Source organism: Chryseobacterium aurantiacum (assembly GCF_003020585.1).
Taxonomy (GTDB): Bacteria; Bacteroidota; Bacteroidia; order Flavobacteriales; family Weeksellaceae; genus Chryseobacterium; species Chryseobacterium aurantiacum.
The window spans coordinates 211,256-227,902 of record NZ_PXUE01000003.1; the positions used below are offsets into that span (position 1 = coordinate 211,256).

Sequence of the window (16,647 nt, forward strand, 5' to 3'; positions counted from 1 at the left end):
AGAGTATATGAAAACAAAAATAATCAATTATATAATTGGTTCAATATTTATCATTTACTATTGGATCTGTATTCAAAACAGCTATCTTCAGATCGCTTTCCATAAAAATGGATGGTACCTTGGTGAATGGCTGATTAATTATCAGGATGGCGGGTTCAAGCGCCGAGGACTTTTCGGAACTCTATTCATATGGATCAATGAGCTCACCGGCATCCAGCTTCAATTTATTGTATTTGCATTTGTAGCTCTTCTGTATGCCCTGTTTTTTTCACTTTTGATACAGCTTTTTGTTCAGAAAAAAAATACACTGCTTACCATAAGTATCCTTTTACTTCCAGCAGGATTGGGAATGATGCTGAAAGACCCTACCATCATTGCAAAAAAGGAAATTTTTATTTTTCTTTTATATCTAATTTATTTTCTACGTCTTGAATCCAAAAAGGCAGTAAAAGATCTTGCTGTCACATTTTTTATTATTGTTGCCATTCTTAATCATGAAGCCGCATTTTTCTATATCCCATTTGTAAGTTTCACCTACTTTGTAAAAGAGGATTCAACAACTTATATCAAATTAAAGAAAATCTTTCTGTACCATCTTGCCCCTGCAGCGGTTGTCATGTTGCTGCTTTATAAATTCGGGTATAGCATCAGTACTGAAAACTCTCTGCAATTTCTGAAAAACCACGGGCTGGATTTGGTTCTTAAAGGTATTTACGGTTATGATCCTCAATATAATGTCCTGAATTTTTACAAGTCTCATCTGTATGGGTATCAAACCTATCTGATCAGTTTGTTTTTCGCTTCCCTTACATTTTTCATCTACTGTAAATTTAATAAGATCCATATCAGCAAAAAATTTCTGATCATCCAGTTCATTTTCCTGATTCCCTTATTTTATATTGCTTATGACTGGGGAAGATGGATTAATATTTTCTTTACTTTGTTAACCATCTTTATAGCAGGAGAAAGACAGTTAATCAGTACAGCGAAAGGAAATATGATTGCTATTGCTTTAATCCTTTTTAACTCATTGTGGACAATGATGCTTTTCACGGCTGGCTTCATGACTTTTCCGGCCCTTGATGCCTTTATAAAAAAACTGTACTATTTTTTCTATTTCAAAATTTTCTAATAAATATACAAATACTCAACCCGGACTTGGATACTAAGTATGAAAACAAAAATAACCAACTACATAATCAGCTTAATATTAATTACTTATTATTTTATAAGTATTAAAACCTCATACTTTCTGATTGTAACAAAAAAAGGAGGATGGTGTTTTGGAGAATGGATTATCAATTATCAGGATGGTGGCTTTAAGCGAAGAGGACTTTTCGGAACTCTATTCATATGGATCAATGAGCTTACCCATATTCAACTGGAATATATCGTATTTGCATTTGTTTTCCTCCTGTACACGGTTCTTTTTTTACTCTTGATACAGCTCTTCCGAAAAGAAAGAAACAATCTTCTTACCATTGCTCTTATATTACTTCCGGCAGGTTTTGGAATGATGTATAAAGATCCTAACATCGCTACAAGAAAAGAGATTTTATTCTTTCTGCTTTATCTTATTTATATCCTATGTCTTCGTTCTAAAGTCATCATAAAGGACATTAGTATTACTTTTTTTATCATCATTGCCCTTCTTACCCATGAGGCTGCATTTTTTTATTTACCGTTTGTAGGGCTCGCCTACTTTATGAAAAATAGCGGTTCATCACCTGATAAAATAAAGAGAATACTGCTCTATCAGTTTTTGCCATCCGTCATTATCATGCTCCTTCTTTATAAGTTTGGAATTAATCTAAGGACGGAGAATACCATCTCATTCTTCAAGGCGCATGGATTAGTCCTTGGCGAAATGGGGATTTTTGATTATGATCCCAATTATAATGTTTTGAACCACTACAGATCTCATCTGTATGATTATCAAACCTACGGGATAAGCATCTTGCTTGGAGCATTAACATTTTACATTTACAGCAGGTTCAATAAGGTTAAAATCAATGCAATATTTCTTATAATACAAGTTCTTTTTCTTGTTCCATTATTTTATATGGCTATAGATTGGGGAAGATGGACTTATATCTTCTTCTCTCTGCTAACGATATTTGTAGCTATAGAACAAAAAGCAATGCTTACCAGGAAACAGGAAATTATAGCAGGATTAATCATCTTATTTAACCTTTCCTGGAAAATGATGTTGATGACCCAAGGATTTTTAGTCTTTCCGGAATTTGATGGCTTTCTTAAGCGCGTATACTATTTTTTGTATTTTAGAATCACTAATTTGCTTTAAAATTATGGGCAACTTTGTTTCCCGATGAAAATATTAAGATAAACAATGTCGAAGATTCATATTATTATTGTTACCTACAATGCCATGAAGTGGGCAGAAAGATGCTTTAGCAGTCTAAGGAAATCCTCTGTCCCTGTAAAATGTTTTGTAATAGACAACGGATCTACAGATGGTACTCAGGAATATATTCAACATCATTTTCCTGAAGTAGATTTTACCCAGTCTGAATCCAATCTTGGTTTTGGAAAGGCGAATAATATTGGCATTGAAAAAGCATATAAAGATGGGGCAGACTTTTTCTATCTGATGAATCAGGATGCATGGTTATATGAAAACAGCATAGAAAAGATGTTGGAAGTTTATAACAATCACCCCAACAAAGATGAAATTGGAATCATAAGCCCCATTCATGTGGATGGTACTGAAAAATACCTCGATATTTTTCTGGATCAATATATCGCAAAGAATTACGAAAAAACAAGAATGATCTCAGATCTGTACTTTCAGACCCTGAAACCTTATTATGAAATTCATTTTGTAAATGCCGCTCACTGGCTTTTACCCAAGAAAACGATAGAAACAATTGGAGGCTTCAATCCTTACTTTTTTCATTATGGAGAAGATGATGAATACGTAAATAGAATTCATTTCCATCAAAAGAAAGTACTTCTTGTTCCTGGCAGCAAAGTTGTACATGACGGAGTACAGCAGCTTCATAAAATAGACTTTACTAAATATGAAGATGTTCGTATTGAAATCAATACCCTAAACCCCAATTTTCCTAATGGTTTACAACAGGAAAAGAAGTCATTGCAACAAAGCATGTTTAAAAGCCTGATGACAGGAAACATGGGAAAGTACAAAGAATCTTCTTTGAAATATAAAAAAATCACAAGAGACAGTGAAAAATTGAGCAGTTTAAGAGCGCAATTGATTCAGGCAGGCCCTACTTTTCTGAATCTATCGTAAATTAGCTCATACAAAAATTGAAAATTAATGATGAAAAATAAAATATTATGTGTGGAATAGCGGGAATTATAGGCAGCAATGCCAGAAATTATCAGGAAGAGATTCAGAAAATGACAGACTCACTGATCCATCGCGGACCAGATTCTTCACATCATGAATTTTATGATAATGCTGCATTAGGCCACCGCAGACTTTCCATTATAGACCTCTCTGAAAATGGGAAACAACCCATGTTCTCCAATACTAAAAATGAATGCATTGTTCTGAACGGTGAAATCTACGGATATCAGGATATAAAAAAACAATACTGCGAATATCCTTACCATGGAACTTCTGACACTGAAGTTATTCTCGCCATGTACCAGAGAAAACAGGAAAACCTTATCCATGATCTTCCGGGGATGTTTGCATTTGCTATTTGGGACAACCAGAAGCAACAACTATTTTGTGCCAGAGATCGTTTTGGAGAAAAGCCTTTTTATTATGCCATAGGTAAAAACAATGAATTTATTTTTGCATCAGAAATAAAGGCCATCCTGGCTTCCGGACTTATTCAGCCTAAAGTGAGTTCCGATGCACTCTCCCACTATCTTCAATATGGATATGTAAGTTCCAATCAAAGTATTTACAGCAATATATTCACTCTTCCACCAGCACACCAGCTGATCTGGAAAGATGGCAGGTTTACCGTATCACGCTATTACAACCTCCCTGCAAAAGACAGAGTGATTGGCCTTTCTGATGCCAAGGAAGAATTTTTGTATCTGTTAAAAAATGCAGTTAAGAAACAGCTTATTGCAGATGTTGAAGTAGGAAGTTTCCTCAGTGGAGGACTGGATTCCTCTTCCGTTGTAGCCTTGGTAGATGAATTTCTGCCTCATCAGACTACCATCAGCTTTGGTTATGATCACAAGGACAACGAGCTGAAATATGCAAAAGAAATTGCTGATAAATACAAAACCAATCATATAGAAGTTCATGAGCAGAAATCTGATCTTGTTTCCTCTCTTTTAAAAATATCTCCATTCTTTGATGAACCTTTCGCAGATGCCTCTTTTATCCCTCATTATGAGATTTGCAGGGCTGCTAAAAAGAATCTTACCGTAGTATTATCAGGAGATGTAGGAGATGAACTATTTGGAGGCTACCATTTCTATACTGTTGAAAATAAATTAAAAAAACATTTCAGCTATAAAAATATGATTGCTCAGTTTGGTTTAAAACTTTATCAACAACTTAAGCCAACCTCATTCCTTACTCAGAAAAATATGGAATTTTCGTCCATTATGGATTTTCATCTGAATGATGTTCGAAATGCATTCAATAAAAAGGAACGTAATCTTCTGGGGGTAAGCTCTGATTATCTGCAAACGTATAGTTTTACTCCCCATCCAGACTCTCTTAATGATATTATGAGGGTAGATCTCGAAAATTATGTTCCAGCCAATATGATGGTGAAATCCGACAGAATGGCTATGGCCAACTCTCTGGAAGTAAGAACTCCTTTTCTGGACATTGATTTTGCTGAATTTTGCATTCAGCTGCCGGATCAATTAAAACTGAATGATACCAATGACAAAATCATTCTTCGGGAGGCAATGGGATCTTATTGGACAGATACTATCAGATCACGTCATAAGCAAGGATTTGGTCTCGGAGTAAAGAGTTGGTTTGCAGAAGATAATCTGATGAACTTTTCAAATGATTTATTAAAAGATCCCAATCATAAAGTTTTCGATTATATTGACTTTAAAGCGGCTCAAAATTTCCTTGATAAGGATGAAAAGCACTGGAACCTTTTACAGCTCGCCTTATGGGCCGATAATAATAAATCTGTATTGTAATGCTTGACATCTCTGTTATTATTCCTGTATACAATGCAGCTGAATTTCTGGAAAAAGCGGTACAGTCCGCTGTACAATTTGAAGAAGTAAAGGAAATCATCTTAATCGAGGATAAATCTACAGACAATTCCCTGGAAATTTGTCAGTATTTAAGTAGTAAGAACCCCAAGGTAAAGTTTTTTCAGCATCCTGATCGAGGAAATCATGGCGCAGGAGCGGCAAGAAATCTGGGAATTGAAAAATCATCAGCTCATTTCATTGCATTTCTTGATGCAGATGACTATTATCTTCCCAACAGATTTGATGCAGAGAAAGAACTCTTTAAAGATTTAAAGGTAGAGGGTGTTTTTAATGCCATTGGTACTGAGTATTTAACAGAAAAAGGAAAAGAGGAATTTGAATCCAAATTTAAGGAGCTATCACTCAGTACTGTTAATTATCCGGCAGAGGGAGAAGAAGTATTTTTGGGTCTTTTAGGTTTAACAACTAAAACTTTCGGTACATCTTTCCACCTCAATTCACTTACCATTAGAAAAGAATCTTTGGAACCTCATCACATCCGATTCAATAAGGATCTTCGGGTACACCAGGACACGGAATTCATTATAAAACTGGCTTACCATTGTCATTTAAAAACAGGATGTATAGATAAAGCTGTAGCTATAAGAGGCGTTCATGACAATAACAGGATCACCAAGATTATAAAATATTCTCCTCAATACAATCAAAGGCAACTTCTTTTATGGAGTTCCCTGAATAACTGGGCTTCCGACAGCCAAATTCCATCAGAGCCAAGAAAAAGGATTTATTTAATTTATAAATCATTTGATCTGTCCTTAAAAAAAGGATTTGTCAAATATTGTAATATTTTGGGTGAAGTTCTAAAAAACCCGGAAATATTAAAGACCAAGTATCGTTTCACTTATTACAATAAATGAAAATGAAGATTTCAGTAATTATTCCTGTTTACAATGCAGAAAAATATGTATCAAAAGCTGTAGAATCCGCCTTACAACTTGATGAAGTAGATGAAGTTATTCTGGTAGAAGATAAATCACCGGACAATGCTCTTCAAGTTTGCCGTGAGCTCGTACAGAAGGATAGTCGGGTAAAGCTTTTTCAACATTTTGATCAGGGAAATCACGGTGCCGGAGCCAGCAGAAATCTGGGAATAGAAAAAGCGACCGGAGATTTCATTGCCTTTCTGGATGCTGATGATTATTTTCTACCCAACAGGTTCACTGCTGAAAAAGAATTATTCCAAAACCCTACTATAGAAGGTGTTTTCAATGCCATTGGCACTGAATATCTAACAGAGAAAGGAAAGGAAGAGTTCCTTGCCAATATCAATGATAGCCATCTATTGACTGTTAATTATCCCGCAGAAGGAAAGGAGGTTTTTAGAGGTTTATTGGGCCTTACTGCTAAAACATTTGGTTCTTTTTTTACTCTGGATGCGGTTACTGTCCGAAGATCTTCCCTAGAATCAAGCAAATTAAGATTCAATGAAGCACTCCGTCTTCATCAGGATTCTGATTTTATTATGAAACTTGCCCATCATTGTCATCTGAAATCCGGAATTATAGATCAGCCGGTTGCAATGAGAGGAATGCATGATGATAACAGAATCACCAAGATTGTAAAATACTCTCCACAATACAATCAACGACAATTTCTTTTCTGGAATTCCTTGTATGAATGGTCCCAAACTTTAGCTTTGGAAAAAGATGTCAAACAGCACATTGATCTTCAAAAAAAGGCATTTGAACTATCCACAAAAAAAGGGCTTTCAAAAACCTTAGATTTACTTGTTACCATTATTAAAAATCCTAATATATTAAGAACTAAATATAGATTCACTTACTCTCATTCATAAAAATTAATTTTATTAGTTTTTATAATCCTCCTACTTAAACCATTTATTCTAGGGAACGAATCATTAGTAAATTTTTCCCTATAGTGAGATTTTATAGCATTTTTTTGTTTTCAAAAAGAATATTTTACACTTAAAATCTACATTGTAATTACTCCAGCAATGTTTGCGTGTTTTTTTATGGAAAAAAACCTCACTTAGTATGTGAAAATAAAATTAAAAGCTTAAATTTCATAATTCAAAAGGTACTAAATAAAACGCAATTGTAATTCTAAATTTATTGTAAAAAGGAGAAATGAAAATGAGAATCTCAGTAGTTATTCCCGTTTATAATGCAGAAAAATATGTTTCCCAGGCAGTAGACTCAGCTCTTCGGTTAGAGGAGGTATACGAAATTATTCTTATTGAAGATAAGTCCCCAGATAATGCATTAGCGGTATGCCAGCAGCTTGCTGAAAAATATGAAAAAGTAAAACTTTACCAACATCCTGATAAAGAAAATCACGGAGCAAGCCCAAGTAGAAATTTGGGCATCGAAAAATCAACAGGTGACTTTATTGCTTTCTTAGACGCAGACGACTATTTCCTTCCCAATAGGTTCGATGCTGAAAAAGAGCTATTTAAAAATCCAAACGTAGAGGGTGTTTACGGAGCTCTTGGCGTACAATATTATTCTGAAAAAGCAAAACAGCAATATTATCAGTTATTCGAAGACCGATTAACCACTGTCTATAAAAAATATGATCCCAAGGATGTCTTTCCTGGACAATTACATATGTTGGGAAGTTTTGGACTTTTCAGCATTGATACTTTAACGGTCCGAAGAGAGTCTCTGATCAAGAAAATGAATCCTTTCTTCAAACCGCATCTAAGGCTTCATGAAGACACAGAATTTCTGTTCCGCCTTTCCTTCTACCTTGATCTCTATCCCGGAATTTTAGACGAAGCTATCGCCATAAGAGGTGTTCATGAGGACAACAGAATAACAAAGGTGGATCTTCGCTTGATAGACCCCTCAGTTTCCCGGGCTTTACTCTGGAATGAGGTTGATCTTTGGTCACAAACCGAAAATGACATTTCTGATGACATCAGAATCCATATCAAAAGAATGCACCGCAGCTTTGAAATTGCCAAGGCTCCCCTATTTAAAAAATGGGGAATGATTATTAAATATCTGTTCACAGATTATAGAAGCATAAGATCAGGATTGTATAATATCAATTTCAGACATTCTTTGATCTCATAAAAATGAGATTCTCTCAAAATTTTATCTACTAAAAAAAGTCAGAATTTTAAGCATTTTTCTGCAAAAATCGACTGAATAATTCCTATTCAGCCGATTTTTGTCTCTAAACTCAGTTTATCTATATATCTACTTTTTTATGTAAAAAAATCCTTATATAATTCTTTATAATTAACTATCTTGCAGTACTCTTACACATACAAATGATTTAAAAAATTAAGTTGATAAAAAAATGAGAATCTCAGTAATTATTCCCGTTTACAACGCTGAAAAGTTCGTATCCCAAGCTGTGAAATCAGCGCTTCAGTTTGAGGAGGTATATGAAGTTATTTTAGTTGAGGATAAATCTCCCGACCAAGCACTGCAGGTATGTGAACAGCTTGCCGAAGAATATGACAGGGTAAAGCTTTATCAACATCCTGACAAGGGAAACCACGGGGCCGGCCCTACAAGAAATTTGGGAATACAAAAATCTACAGGAGATTTCATTTCTTTTTTAGATGCTGATGATTATTTTCTTCCCAATAGATTCGATGCTGAAAAAGAACTCTTCAAACGACCTGAAGTGGAGGGAGTTTATGGTGCGCTTGGCGTACATTATTACACTGAAAAAGCAAAACAACAATATTACCAGCTATTTGGCGACAGACTAACTACAGTCTATAAAAGACATGAGCCTAAGGAGGTTTTTCTTGGACAGATTTACATGCTGGGGAGTTTTGGGCTTTTTAGTATTGATGCATTAACCATACGCAGAGACTCTCTGATGAAAAAAATGGACACCCTATTCAAGGCTAGCTTAAGGCTTCATCAGGATACGGAGTTTTTATTCAGGCTTTCTTATTATCTTGATCTTTATCCTGGGATCCTGGATAAAGCAGTGGCTATAAGAGGTGTACATGAAGACAATAGAATTACCCAAGTAGATTCTAAAAAAGTAAACCCTGCCACTACTAGGGTTCTTTTATGGAAAGAAGTAAATGACTGGGCAGAGAATGAAGCTACTCTTCCTGAGAATATAAAACTCCATATCATGAGAATGTACAGAAGTTTTCAGATTGCCAACTCCACAACTTCAAAAAAATGGAAAATGATCTTAAAATACTTTTTGAAAGACTATAAAAGTATACGATCAGGAATTTATAATATTAATTTCAGGGGTAACTTGTTCTAGCCCTTACATCCATTTTGAAAAACTAAACAGGAGTCTTAGTACTCAATTATTTTATTTTTTTCTACTGGCAATGATAGAGTCTGCAATCTGGGAAGTAAGTTTCTTTCCAGATTCCTTATACATATGGTTTCCATCCGTATAATCATAATCTGCGTAATTTTTTGAAAAATCAAAAAACTTTACATTTTGCTTACGGGCAATATCCTGCAATAGTTTACTGAAGTGGGGATATTTTTTATTCTCAATGGCTGTAAGGTTTTTAGAGGTAGGAATTCGGACGAGATAAACAGATCCTTTTGTTCTCAGATAATTGATGATTTCATTAAAGGCATCAAGACGTTCAGGTGACAGTTCCACAACATTTGCAATATCTCTATAAAATTTTGTTTTTTCCTGGGTTCTCGCTGCTACAGAGTCGACGTTCATGTCTATGCTTACTTCCAGCCAGCCATCATTGTGAAGAAAGGTATTTGATCTTCCTGCTTCAGCTCGTTCTGTATAAATCTTAAACCAGCTTCTTGTATAATGTTTTAATAGATATTCATAATTGGGAGAACAGTCGTAAAAGTGCATATCATTGAGCGGAGAATGTTCTTCAGGAAAATCTTTCTCTTTCTTAACACTCTTATTCAATGATACACTCCACGGATTGACTGTTAAAATAAAAATTCCATTCTTAGTTTCCGGATCCAGCTTTCTTTTCAAAGCTTTAAAGTAAACCTGACCATAGGGAGACTGTACAATATTCAGGGAAAAGTTATCAAAATCTGTAGAAAGTTTATTTTTTAAAACTCCGGACACTATTGCCTGAGAGCCACGAGAATCTCCTAAAATAATATTCTGTGGTTTCTTAACCGCAAAGTGCATATAGTTATCATCTGTATTTCCATCTGCATAAGATCCAAGTATGGCCAATACAATAAGTACTGCAACAAAGTAAGGGACTATTTTAATTAAAAACTTTTTCATGCTAAAACTGAAAATAAATGAATTCATTATTCCCGAAATTGGCATATCGGAGAATAACATAAATAACTATAAGATAAAAAACACGTCTTACCCACGGATTAAATCTTTTAATTTCTAACCCGTGAAATCTTTCCCTGTTGATCCATTCTATAACGAGCATGAAAACAATCAACGCCAATGCTTTGATTGGCAATGGCTCCGGCATGGAAAATAGCTCTCTACTGAAAATTCTTCCTATGTAATGCCAAGCCTGTGAGACAGATTCTGCTCTGAAAAAAATCCAGGCAATGCAAGTAACCAGAAAGGTGATCAAAATCTGAAAACACTCCTTGACTGACGGTACTATTTTTCCTTGGGCAGCAACCTCCATGTTCTGACGGTTTTTGTTCATAATCAATAGTGGCATAAAATATAAAGCATTCAGCCCACCCCAGATAATAAATGTCCAGTTGGCACCATGCCAGAACCCCGAAACAAGGAAGATAATAAATGTATTTCTGATTTTCATCAGAAGACCTCCCTTACTGCCACCTAAAGGAATATAAAGATAGTCTCTAAACCATGAGGAAAGTGAAATATGCCATCTTCTCCAAAATTCGGCGATATCTCTTGAGAAATAGGGAAAGGAGAAGTTTTTTAATAGTTCAATCCCAAACAATCTTGAAACTCCCAATGCTATATCAGAGTATCCGGAAAAATCTCCATAGATCTGAAAAGCAAACAAAACAGCACCTATTGCAAGATTTCCGGGGCTTTCGGTTTGGTAATTGGCAAAGATCACATTCACTAGAGGGGCACAGGTATCTGCAATCACCATTTTCTTGAAAAATCCCCAAAGGATCTGACGCATCCCATCTACGGCCTGTTCATAATTAAATATTCTCTTTCTTTGTATTTGAGGCAAAAGGTGAGTAGCCCTTTCTATGGGACCCGCTACAAGGAGAGGAAAATAACTTACGAAAACGGCATAATCAGTAAAGTTTCTTTCTGCCTTTATTCTTTTTTTATAAACGTCAATCACATAGGACAGCCCGTGGAATGTATAGAAAGAAATACCAACCGGAAGGATAATGTTGAGAAGCCAAACATTCACCTTGAAACCAAAACCACCCAAAAGTTCTGCAAAGCTATCCACAAAGAAATTATAATACTTGAAAAAGCCTAAAAATCCAAGGTTGATAACAATGCTTAATGTAAGCCAGAATTTAGCTTCCCGATTACTTCGGCTATTCTCAATTTTAATACCGGATAAATAATCCAGTCCTATAGAAAACATAAGTAAAAAGAGAAACCTCCAGTCCCAACAGGCATAAAAATAAAAACTGGCAAACAATAACAATCTGTTCTGATGCTGGAATTTTTTATTGAAGACAAACCAATAGAGACAAAATACTATTGGTAAAAAAATGAGGAATCCTATTGAGTTGAATAACATATGGTGACTTTAGAATTTGTTAATAGTTCTATACTTTTTTAAGGTTCTAAAGTTTCAATCCAATGTCTTTTTTTCCGAAATACCGGTAAGTATTATGTCCTTTTTTGTTGGAAAAAGAATTGTTTTAACGGGAACATTTGTTATTTCAATCATTATGGATGTTTTTAAATTTTACAAAAAAAATAATTTTTCTTTAAAGCTTTCAAAGTCATCTACTTTTGAGACTCAATTTACGGTTCTTCCACCAAAAAGGCAACAGCGAAATTCTTCAACCGAATTAATGTGATAAAATATCCTTTGCCAAGGCTCTTGAAAATAAAATTTCAGAATTACGATTCAGGTGAACCTCATCCAGCCATTTATATTGATTCGGTAGGTTGTTGTAATTAATGTAAGATACCTTTGTTTTTGAAGCCACATTATTCATACGGCTGTCAAAGTCCGGAAATGCATTATTTTCTATGGAATATGGTTCTTTATTAATTGGCATTCTTATAACAATCACTTTACCATGCTTTTTCAAAAAATCGATGGCTTTTTCAAGGTAAATAATTCTATGTTCAGAAATTTTTAATCCGTTCATTCTCTCTTGAAATTTATCCATATTATTTCTGTCGAACATGGCTTGCTTTTCAGGAGAAACTTTTTTAATGATCTTAATATCATACTTACCGTTGTCTAAGATTACTGCTTCAGCAATTGCATCTAAAGCTGGCCTTATTTTTTTATTGAGTTCATTTGTAAGAGATGGCTCATAACTTTCAAATAAATATTCAATATTAGGATTGATGGCAACCCTGGAAGTTTTTGCAACCGATTTATCGTTTTCAATATAAAACTCCGGGCTGTCCGGCTTGTTTTTATCTACCATTAAAGCCGTTGGCTCTACCGTAACCACAAAAACGCCATCTTTGGTATCCGGTTTTATCTTTTTTTCGATAGATTCCAGATACTTCGGTCCGTATGGTGAGTGTGCCCAGGTAAAGGAATAATTATACAATGTTGCATGGGGAAACTTCTCGTGTATAATACTGTTCATAATATCAGGATCTACCACCGCAGCTCTTGAGCTTCCCATAATAAGGGAATTCTGCTGGGGCGATGTGAATCTTTTATAATAATCGTCCGTATTTTTTCCCAAATAATAGACGGCATATACAATGACTAGCAATGGAAGTACAGAAAAAACGGCCAATCTTAGAATTGATTTCTTCATAAATTAAATTATACTTGAGTTCAAAACACTCATTATACATTTCTGCTCACCAACAAGACTTTTTAGATACAATACCTTAAAACATGGCATACATAAATCCTTTCGGAGCAATATAGAACAGGAAAACTAAAAATACGAGAACATAATAAAGTCCCCATCTCAGCACAATGCTTCTTCCTACAAAGATCTCTTTAATGGCATATTCCTGATCCCTATATGACCACTCTAGCAGAAGCATGAAAAAAGTAAGAATAATAACTCCTTTTTGGATCGGAAAATTAGGCAACTGAAAAAATGACAAGGAAAATATCCCCTGATAGTACTTCATAGCCATTTCCATATCTTTTGCGAAGAAGAGAATCATCAATAATGAGAAAAGAACAAACGTTACAGGAATATTTTTAAATTCCTCTTTGGTCGGAATAAAATTATTTGATGTTTTAATTTTTTTATTCATCTTCCCACTCATAATTAATGGGATAAACATGATTCCACTTACCAGCCCATGTACAATGTAATGCCACTCTGCCCCATGCCAAAAACCAACCACTAAAAAGTTAATAATGATGGCCATAATCAGTCCGTACTTTCCATAATCCCTGAAATTAATGGATAATGGGGTAAAGACATATTCTGTAAGCCATGAAGTAAGGGAAATATGCCATCTTCTCCAATAATCGGCTACATTCTGTGCAAACAAAGGGTAATTGAAGTTGGGTTGAATTTTGATTCCCAATAGCTTTGAAATCCCAATTGCCATATCTGTATATCCTGAAAAATCTGAATACAACTGGATAAAATACAGTACCGCTCCTACAAACAATGCGCTTCCATTTAAGGTGGGATACGCTTCAAATAATTTAGCAGTAATGACTGCAATATTATCTGCAATTACAAGTTTTTTGAAAAGCCCCCATAAAATCTGCTTCAGACCATCTGAAAACTGAGGTGCAGAAAATTCTCTCTTTACTTTAAGGTTTTTCAGGAAAGGAGTTGCCCTGTCAATTGGTCCGGCAATGATGCATGGAAAAAAGGCTACAAATATGGAATAGTCCAATAGGGACGGAATCTCTTTCAGTTTATTGTTTCTGATATCCAATAAGTAGCTGATCATTCTAAATGAGTAGAAACTAATTCCTATCGGGAAGATGATTTTCAATAAACCCAGTTGGTCTTTAAATCCAAAAAGTTGCAGAAAATCATTAAAGTTTTCAATGAAAAAGTTAAAATATTTAAAGTATAAAAGTTGAATCAGGACAATAAAAACGCCTGATCTCAGCCAAATTACCTTAGCTTTCTCATGAGAAGACTTTATCTTGTTTCCTACGAAATAAGTAATGGCTGTGGAAACAATAAGCAATGACAAAAACTCCCAACTCCAGCTGCTGTAGAAAATATAGCTTCCTAAAAGCAGAATTATATTTTGAATCTTAGTGGTTTTTCCAAAAAGATAGTAAGCAAAATATAATGCAATGAAGAACAGTATAAAGCTGTATGAATTAAGAAGCATACAACAGATTTTATTTGGAAGTTATGGAATCTATCATTTCACCCACATCATTCCAGCTTCTGATTTCCGATGATGTAAAACGCATTCCGAAAGCCTTTTCTACAGCTACAATTAACTGAATATGAGAAAGAGAATCCCATTCTTCAATATCTTCCGCTGTAGTTTCGGGAGTTAGTACAATCTCTTCATTATCCAATTCATCACGGAAAATACCCGTAAGTTTCACTAAAATTTCATCCTTATTCATGATGTTTAATGTGTTTTATAGTTTATTATTAATATATACTTGCTTGGTTGTATACTCATCCACATTCAATATCCATTTTTCATCCTGCTTTGTGAATCCCAGTCTTTCATAATGATCTTTGACCATTTGGTTTTTGGAGGTTGGAATAAACTCTCCTTCTATATATTTGTATCCGTTTTTCTGGGCGGTATCTACAATGGTATTCAGGGTAAAATCCTCCATCCCTCTTTTCAGGACACGGCAGCTCATCAGCCATGTATTGATAAACATTGTTTCCTGAGTTTTCTTTTCAAGTACGATAACGCATATCAGTCCATTATCTCCATATTTATCCTCCAAAGTAAAGGAAATGGTATGATGATCTTCAGACTTCATCAGTTCTTCAACATCTTGTTCTGTATACCGTATCGTTCTCAGATTAAACTGATTAGACCGCTGGGTTAATTGTGAAACCCTTGGTTTTGAAAAGCTATTGAAAGCCTGAACATCTGAAACCATGTTCATGCTTTTCAGAAAGTCTTCAACGTTTGTAAAACTTTCTATATCTACAGCTCTCTGTGCCTCAACCTGATATTGCTTTGTTCTTTCGGAATCATTCTCAGAAAAGCTTGCAGTTTCAAAAAGGTTTAGGCTGTACAGATACTCAAGATATTCTGCAGGATCCTCAGGCAGCTCCGGAACACAAACTTCCGGAATATTCTCTCTTACAATATTTCTTTCAAATGGGTTATCATCCAGAAAGACCATAGAGTCAAACCCTATATTTAGAATGCTTTGTATTTTCCTGATATTATCTGCCTTATTTTCCCAATTGGCAACAAAAACCGCTATATCCTCTAGTCTAAGAACCATATCCGGGTGTTTCTCAAAGGGCTCCTTGGCTTTATCTTCATCATTTTTACTACAAACAGCAAGGATTACTCCTCTTTTTTGCAGAGCTTTTACCCAATATTGAAATTCTGTAAATGCCTTTCCAATTCCAAAGCTTCCGATTTGAATTTTTTCAAGGCCGTCATCTCCTATGATTCCACCCCAGGTTGTATTATCCAGATCCAGAATCAGGCATTTTTTAAACTTCCCTTCCAGAGAGGAAATAATTCCTGTAATATGATGAGCAACAATAGGTAATGCATCCAATGACAATACCATTTCTGTGTTTACATAGATATTAGGAGAAAACATAAAATCTCTTCCCCATTTATTTTGAATAGAAACCAGGTCTGCTATAAAAAAGTTATTATTCTTTACTGCAATTTCTGCTGAAAGAAGATAATTAAGTTTATTCTGCTGAAAAACAAATGAAGACTCAACTTTATTGGAAAAGTTTCCAAAGACCTGATTATTAATGGATGGAAAATTGCAATAGATCACACGGCTTTTTGTTCTGCCCTGAATTGTTTTATAAAGTTCCTCTACATATGTGATCTTATTGTCCGCAAAGACCGTCTGGGAATCATATGACTTATAATACTGTCCCAAAAGTTTATGAGAAGACTCAAATATAATGGTGTAGTCTGCATTAAACTCGTAATATTCAGAGGTAGGATCCAGTATCTGACGGGAAATTTGTCCGAAATCTGTTTCAAAGATCTCAAAATCAAAACCATCATGAATGGCCGTTCCCTTTAAGGCAATATTCAGAAACTGAGTAGCAGTATCACCCAATAAGGCAATCTTTATTTTTTTTAGTCCCTGTATATTTTTGCGAAGTTCTTTTTTAAGCTCCGAAAACGTCTTGTACATACTTATTCTTTTTATTGAATTAAAATATAGATGTACAATCTACGAATACACTCGGCTCTTTCTTATTTTTCACTTTACAGGCAAGGGATATCGAATCTTCACTCGACATGTTTGTATGG

Annotated in this window: 14 protein-coding genes; 8 read left to right on the forward strand and 6 right to left on the reverse strand. The window is 34.9% G+C overall.

Annotated elements, in window-relative coordinates; translation table 11 throughout:
• Positions 1 to 7: 7 nt before the first annotated feature.
• The 8 genes from C7D53_RS13155 to C7D53_RS13190 all read left to right on the forward strand — a co-directional run bounded on the left by C7D53_RS13155 (position 8) and on the right by C7D53_RS13190 (position 9,408).
• The gene (locus C7D53_RS13155) at positions 8 to 1,132 is read left to right on the forward strand and encodes a hypothetical protein (RefSeq protein WP_106916904.1); all 1,125 of its coding nucleotides are present in this window, start codon (positions 8 to 10) and stop codon (positions 1,130 to 1,132) included.
• A 39-nt stretch (positions 1,133 to 1,171) separates the two neighbouring features.
• Positions 1,172 to 2,305: a hypothetical protein gene (locus C7D53_RS13160; RefSeq protein WP_106916905.1), complete on the forward strand. Its 1,134-nt coding sequence runs from the start codon at positions 1,172 to 1,174 to the stop codon at positions 2,303 to 2,305.
• A gap of 45 nt (positions 2,306 to 2,350) precedes the next feature.
• Positions 2,351 to 3,274, forward strand: a complete 924-nt coding sequence (locus tag C7D53_RS13165; RefSeq protein ID WP_106916906.1) for a glycosyltransferase family 2 protein — start codon at positions 2,351 to 2,353, stop codon at positions 3,272 to 3,274.
• A gap of 47 nt (positions 3,275 to 3,321) precedes the next feature.
• A complete protein-coding gene (asnB, locus tag C7D53_RS13170; protein WP_106916907.1) occupies positions 3,322 to 5,118 on the forward strand; it encodes an asparagine synthase (glutamine-hydrolyzing) in 1,797 nt (598 codons plus the stop codon).
• On the forward strand, positions 5,118 to 6,056 hold the full coding sequence (locus C7D53_RS13175) for a glycosyltransferase family 2 protein (protein WP_106916908.1): 939 nt from the start codon (positions 5,118 to 5,120) through the stop codon (positions 6,054 to 6,056). Before asnB ends, C7D53_RS13175 begins: the two co-directional genes overlap by 1 nt.
• 2 nt (positions 6,057 to 6,058) lie before the next feature.
• On the forward strand, positions 6,059 to 6,994 hold the full coding sequence (locus C7D53_RS13180) for a glycosyltransferase family 2 protein (RefSeq protein WP_106917125.1): 936 nt from the start codon (positions 6,059 to 6,061) through the stop codon (positions 6,992 to 6,994).
• Between the two features lie 292 nt (positions 6,995 to 7,286).
• Positions 7,287 to 8,237 carry a glycosyltransferase family 2 protein gene (locus C7D53_RS13185; protein ID WP_228422336.1) on the forward strand — a complete coding sequence of 317 codons (951 nt, stop codon included), beginning with the start codon at positions 7,287 to 7,289 and terminating at the stop codon, positions 8,235 to 8,237.
• A 229-nt stretch (positions 8,238 to 8,466) separates the two neighbouring features.
• Positions 8,467 to 9,408: a glycosyltransferase family 2 protein gene (locus tag C7D53_RS13190; RefSeq protein ID WP_106916909.1), complete on the forward strand. Its 942-nt coding sequence runs from the start codon at positions 8,467 to 8,469 to the stop codon at positions 9,406 to 9,408.
• Between the two features lie 51 nt (positions 9,409 to 9,459).
• Here the strand turns inward: C7D53_RS13190 and C7D53_RS13195 are convergent, their stop codons facing one another.
• The 6 genes from C7D53_RS13195 to C7D53_RS13225 form a co-directional block, all read right to left on the reverse strand.
• Complete coding sequence (locus tag C7D53_RS13195) at positions 9,460 to 10,377, reverse strand: hypothetical protein (RefSeq protein WP_106917127.1); 918 nt, start codon at positions 10,375 to 10,377, stop codon at positions 9,460 to 9,462.
• Between the two features lies 1 nt (position 10,378).
• Positions 10,379 to 11,812, reverse strand: a complete 1,434-nt coding sequence (locus C7D53_RS13200) for an MBOAT family O-acyltransferase (protein ID WP_106916910.1) — start codon at positions 11,810 to 11,812, stop codon at positions 10,379 to 10,381.
• 277 nt (positions 11,813 to 12,089) lie between these two features.
• Positions 12,090 to 13,028 (reverse strand): hypothetical protein, encoded by a 939-nt coding sequence (locus C7D53_RS13210; protein WP_106916912.1) that lies wholly within the window; start codon positions 13,026 to 13,028, stop codon positions 12,090 to 12,092.
• A 76-nt stretch (positions 13,029 to 13,104) separates the two neighbouring features.
• Positions 13,105 to 14,538 carry an MBOAT family O-acyltransferase gene (locus tag C7D53_RS13215; RefSeq protein ID WP_106916913.1) on the reverse strand — a complete coding sequence of 478 codons (1,434 nt, stop codon included), beginning with the start codon at positions 14,536 to 14,538 and terminating at the stop codon, positions 13,105 to 13,107.
• A 10-nt stretch (positions 14,539 to 14,548) separates the two neighbouring features.
• Positions 14,549 to 14,785: an acyl carrier protein gene (locus C7D53_RS13220; protein ID WP_106916914.1), complete on the reverse strand. Its 237-nt coding sequence runs from the start codon at positions 14,783 to 14,785 to the stop codon at positions 14,549 to 14,551.
• A gap of 15 nt (positions 14,786 to 14,800) precedes the next feature.
• Positions 14,801 to 16,528, reverse strand: coding sequence for an HAD-IIIC family phosphatase (locus C7D53_RS13225; RefSeq protein WP_106916915.1), 1,728 nt, complete (start codon positions 16,526 to 16,528; stop codon positions 14,801 to 14,803).
• Positions 16,529 to 16,647 lie beyond the last annotated feature (119 nt).

Excerpts from the sequence above, each read along its gene's own strand:
- C7D53_RS13215 (WP_106916913.1), bottom strand. The coding sequence starts at position 14,538 with ATGCTTCTTAATTCATACAGCTTTATACTGTTCTTCATTGCATTATAT.
- C7D53_RS13220 (WP_106916914.1), bottom strand. The coding sequence starts at position 14,785 with ATGAATAAGGATGAAATTTTAGTGAAACTTACGGGTATTTTCCGTGAT.
- C7D53_RS13195 (WP_106917127.1), bottom strand. The coding sequence starts at position 10,377 with ATGAAAAAGTTTTTAATTAAAATAGTCCCTTACTTTGTTGCAGTACTT.
- C7D53_RS13180 (WP_106917125.1), top strand. The coding sequence starts at position 6,059 with ATGAAGATTTCAGTAATTATTCCTGTTTACAATGCAGAAAAATATGTA.
- C7D53_RS13190 (WP_106916909.1), top strand. The coding sequence starts at position 8,467 with ATGAGAATCTCAGTAATTATTCCCGTTTACAACGCTGAAAAGTTCGTA.
- C7D53_RS13155 (WP_106916904.1), top strand. The coding sequence starts at position 8 with ATGAAAACAAAAATAATCAATTATATAATTGGTTCAATATTTATCATT.
- C7D53_RS13225 (WP_106916915.1), bottom strand. The coding sequence starts at position 16,528 with ATGTACAAGACGTTTTCGGAGCTTAAAAAAGAACTTCGCAAAAATATA.
- C7D53_RS13165 (WP_106916906.1), top strand. The coding sequence starts at position 2,351 with ATGTCGAAGATTCATATTATTATTGTTACCTACAATGCCATGAAGTGG.
- C7D53_RS13210 (WP_106916912.1), bottom strand. The coding sequence starts at position 13,028 with ATGAAGAAATCAATTCTAAGATTGGCCGTTTTTTCTGTACTTCCATTG.
- C7D53_RS13175 (WP_106916908.1), top strand. The coding sequence starts at position 5,118 with ATGCTTGACATCTCTGTTATTATTCCTGTATACAATGCAGCTGAATTT.
- asnB (WP_106916907.1), top strand. The coding sequence starts at position 3,322 with ATGTGTGGAATAGCGGGAATTATAGGCAGCAATGCCAGAAATTATCAG.
- C7D53_RS13200 (WP_106916910.1), bottom strand. The coding sequence starts at position 11,812 with ATGTTATTCAACTCAATAGGATTCCTCATTTTTTTACCAATAGTATTT.
- C7D53_RS13160 (WP_106916905.1), top strand. The coding sequence starts at position 1,172 with ATGAAAACAAAAATAACCAACTACATAATCAGCTTAATATTAATTACT.
- C7D53_RS13185 (WP_228422336.1), top strand. The coding sequence starts at position 7,287 with ATGAAAATGAGAATCTCAGTAGTTATTCCCGTTTATAATGCAGAAAAA.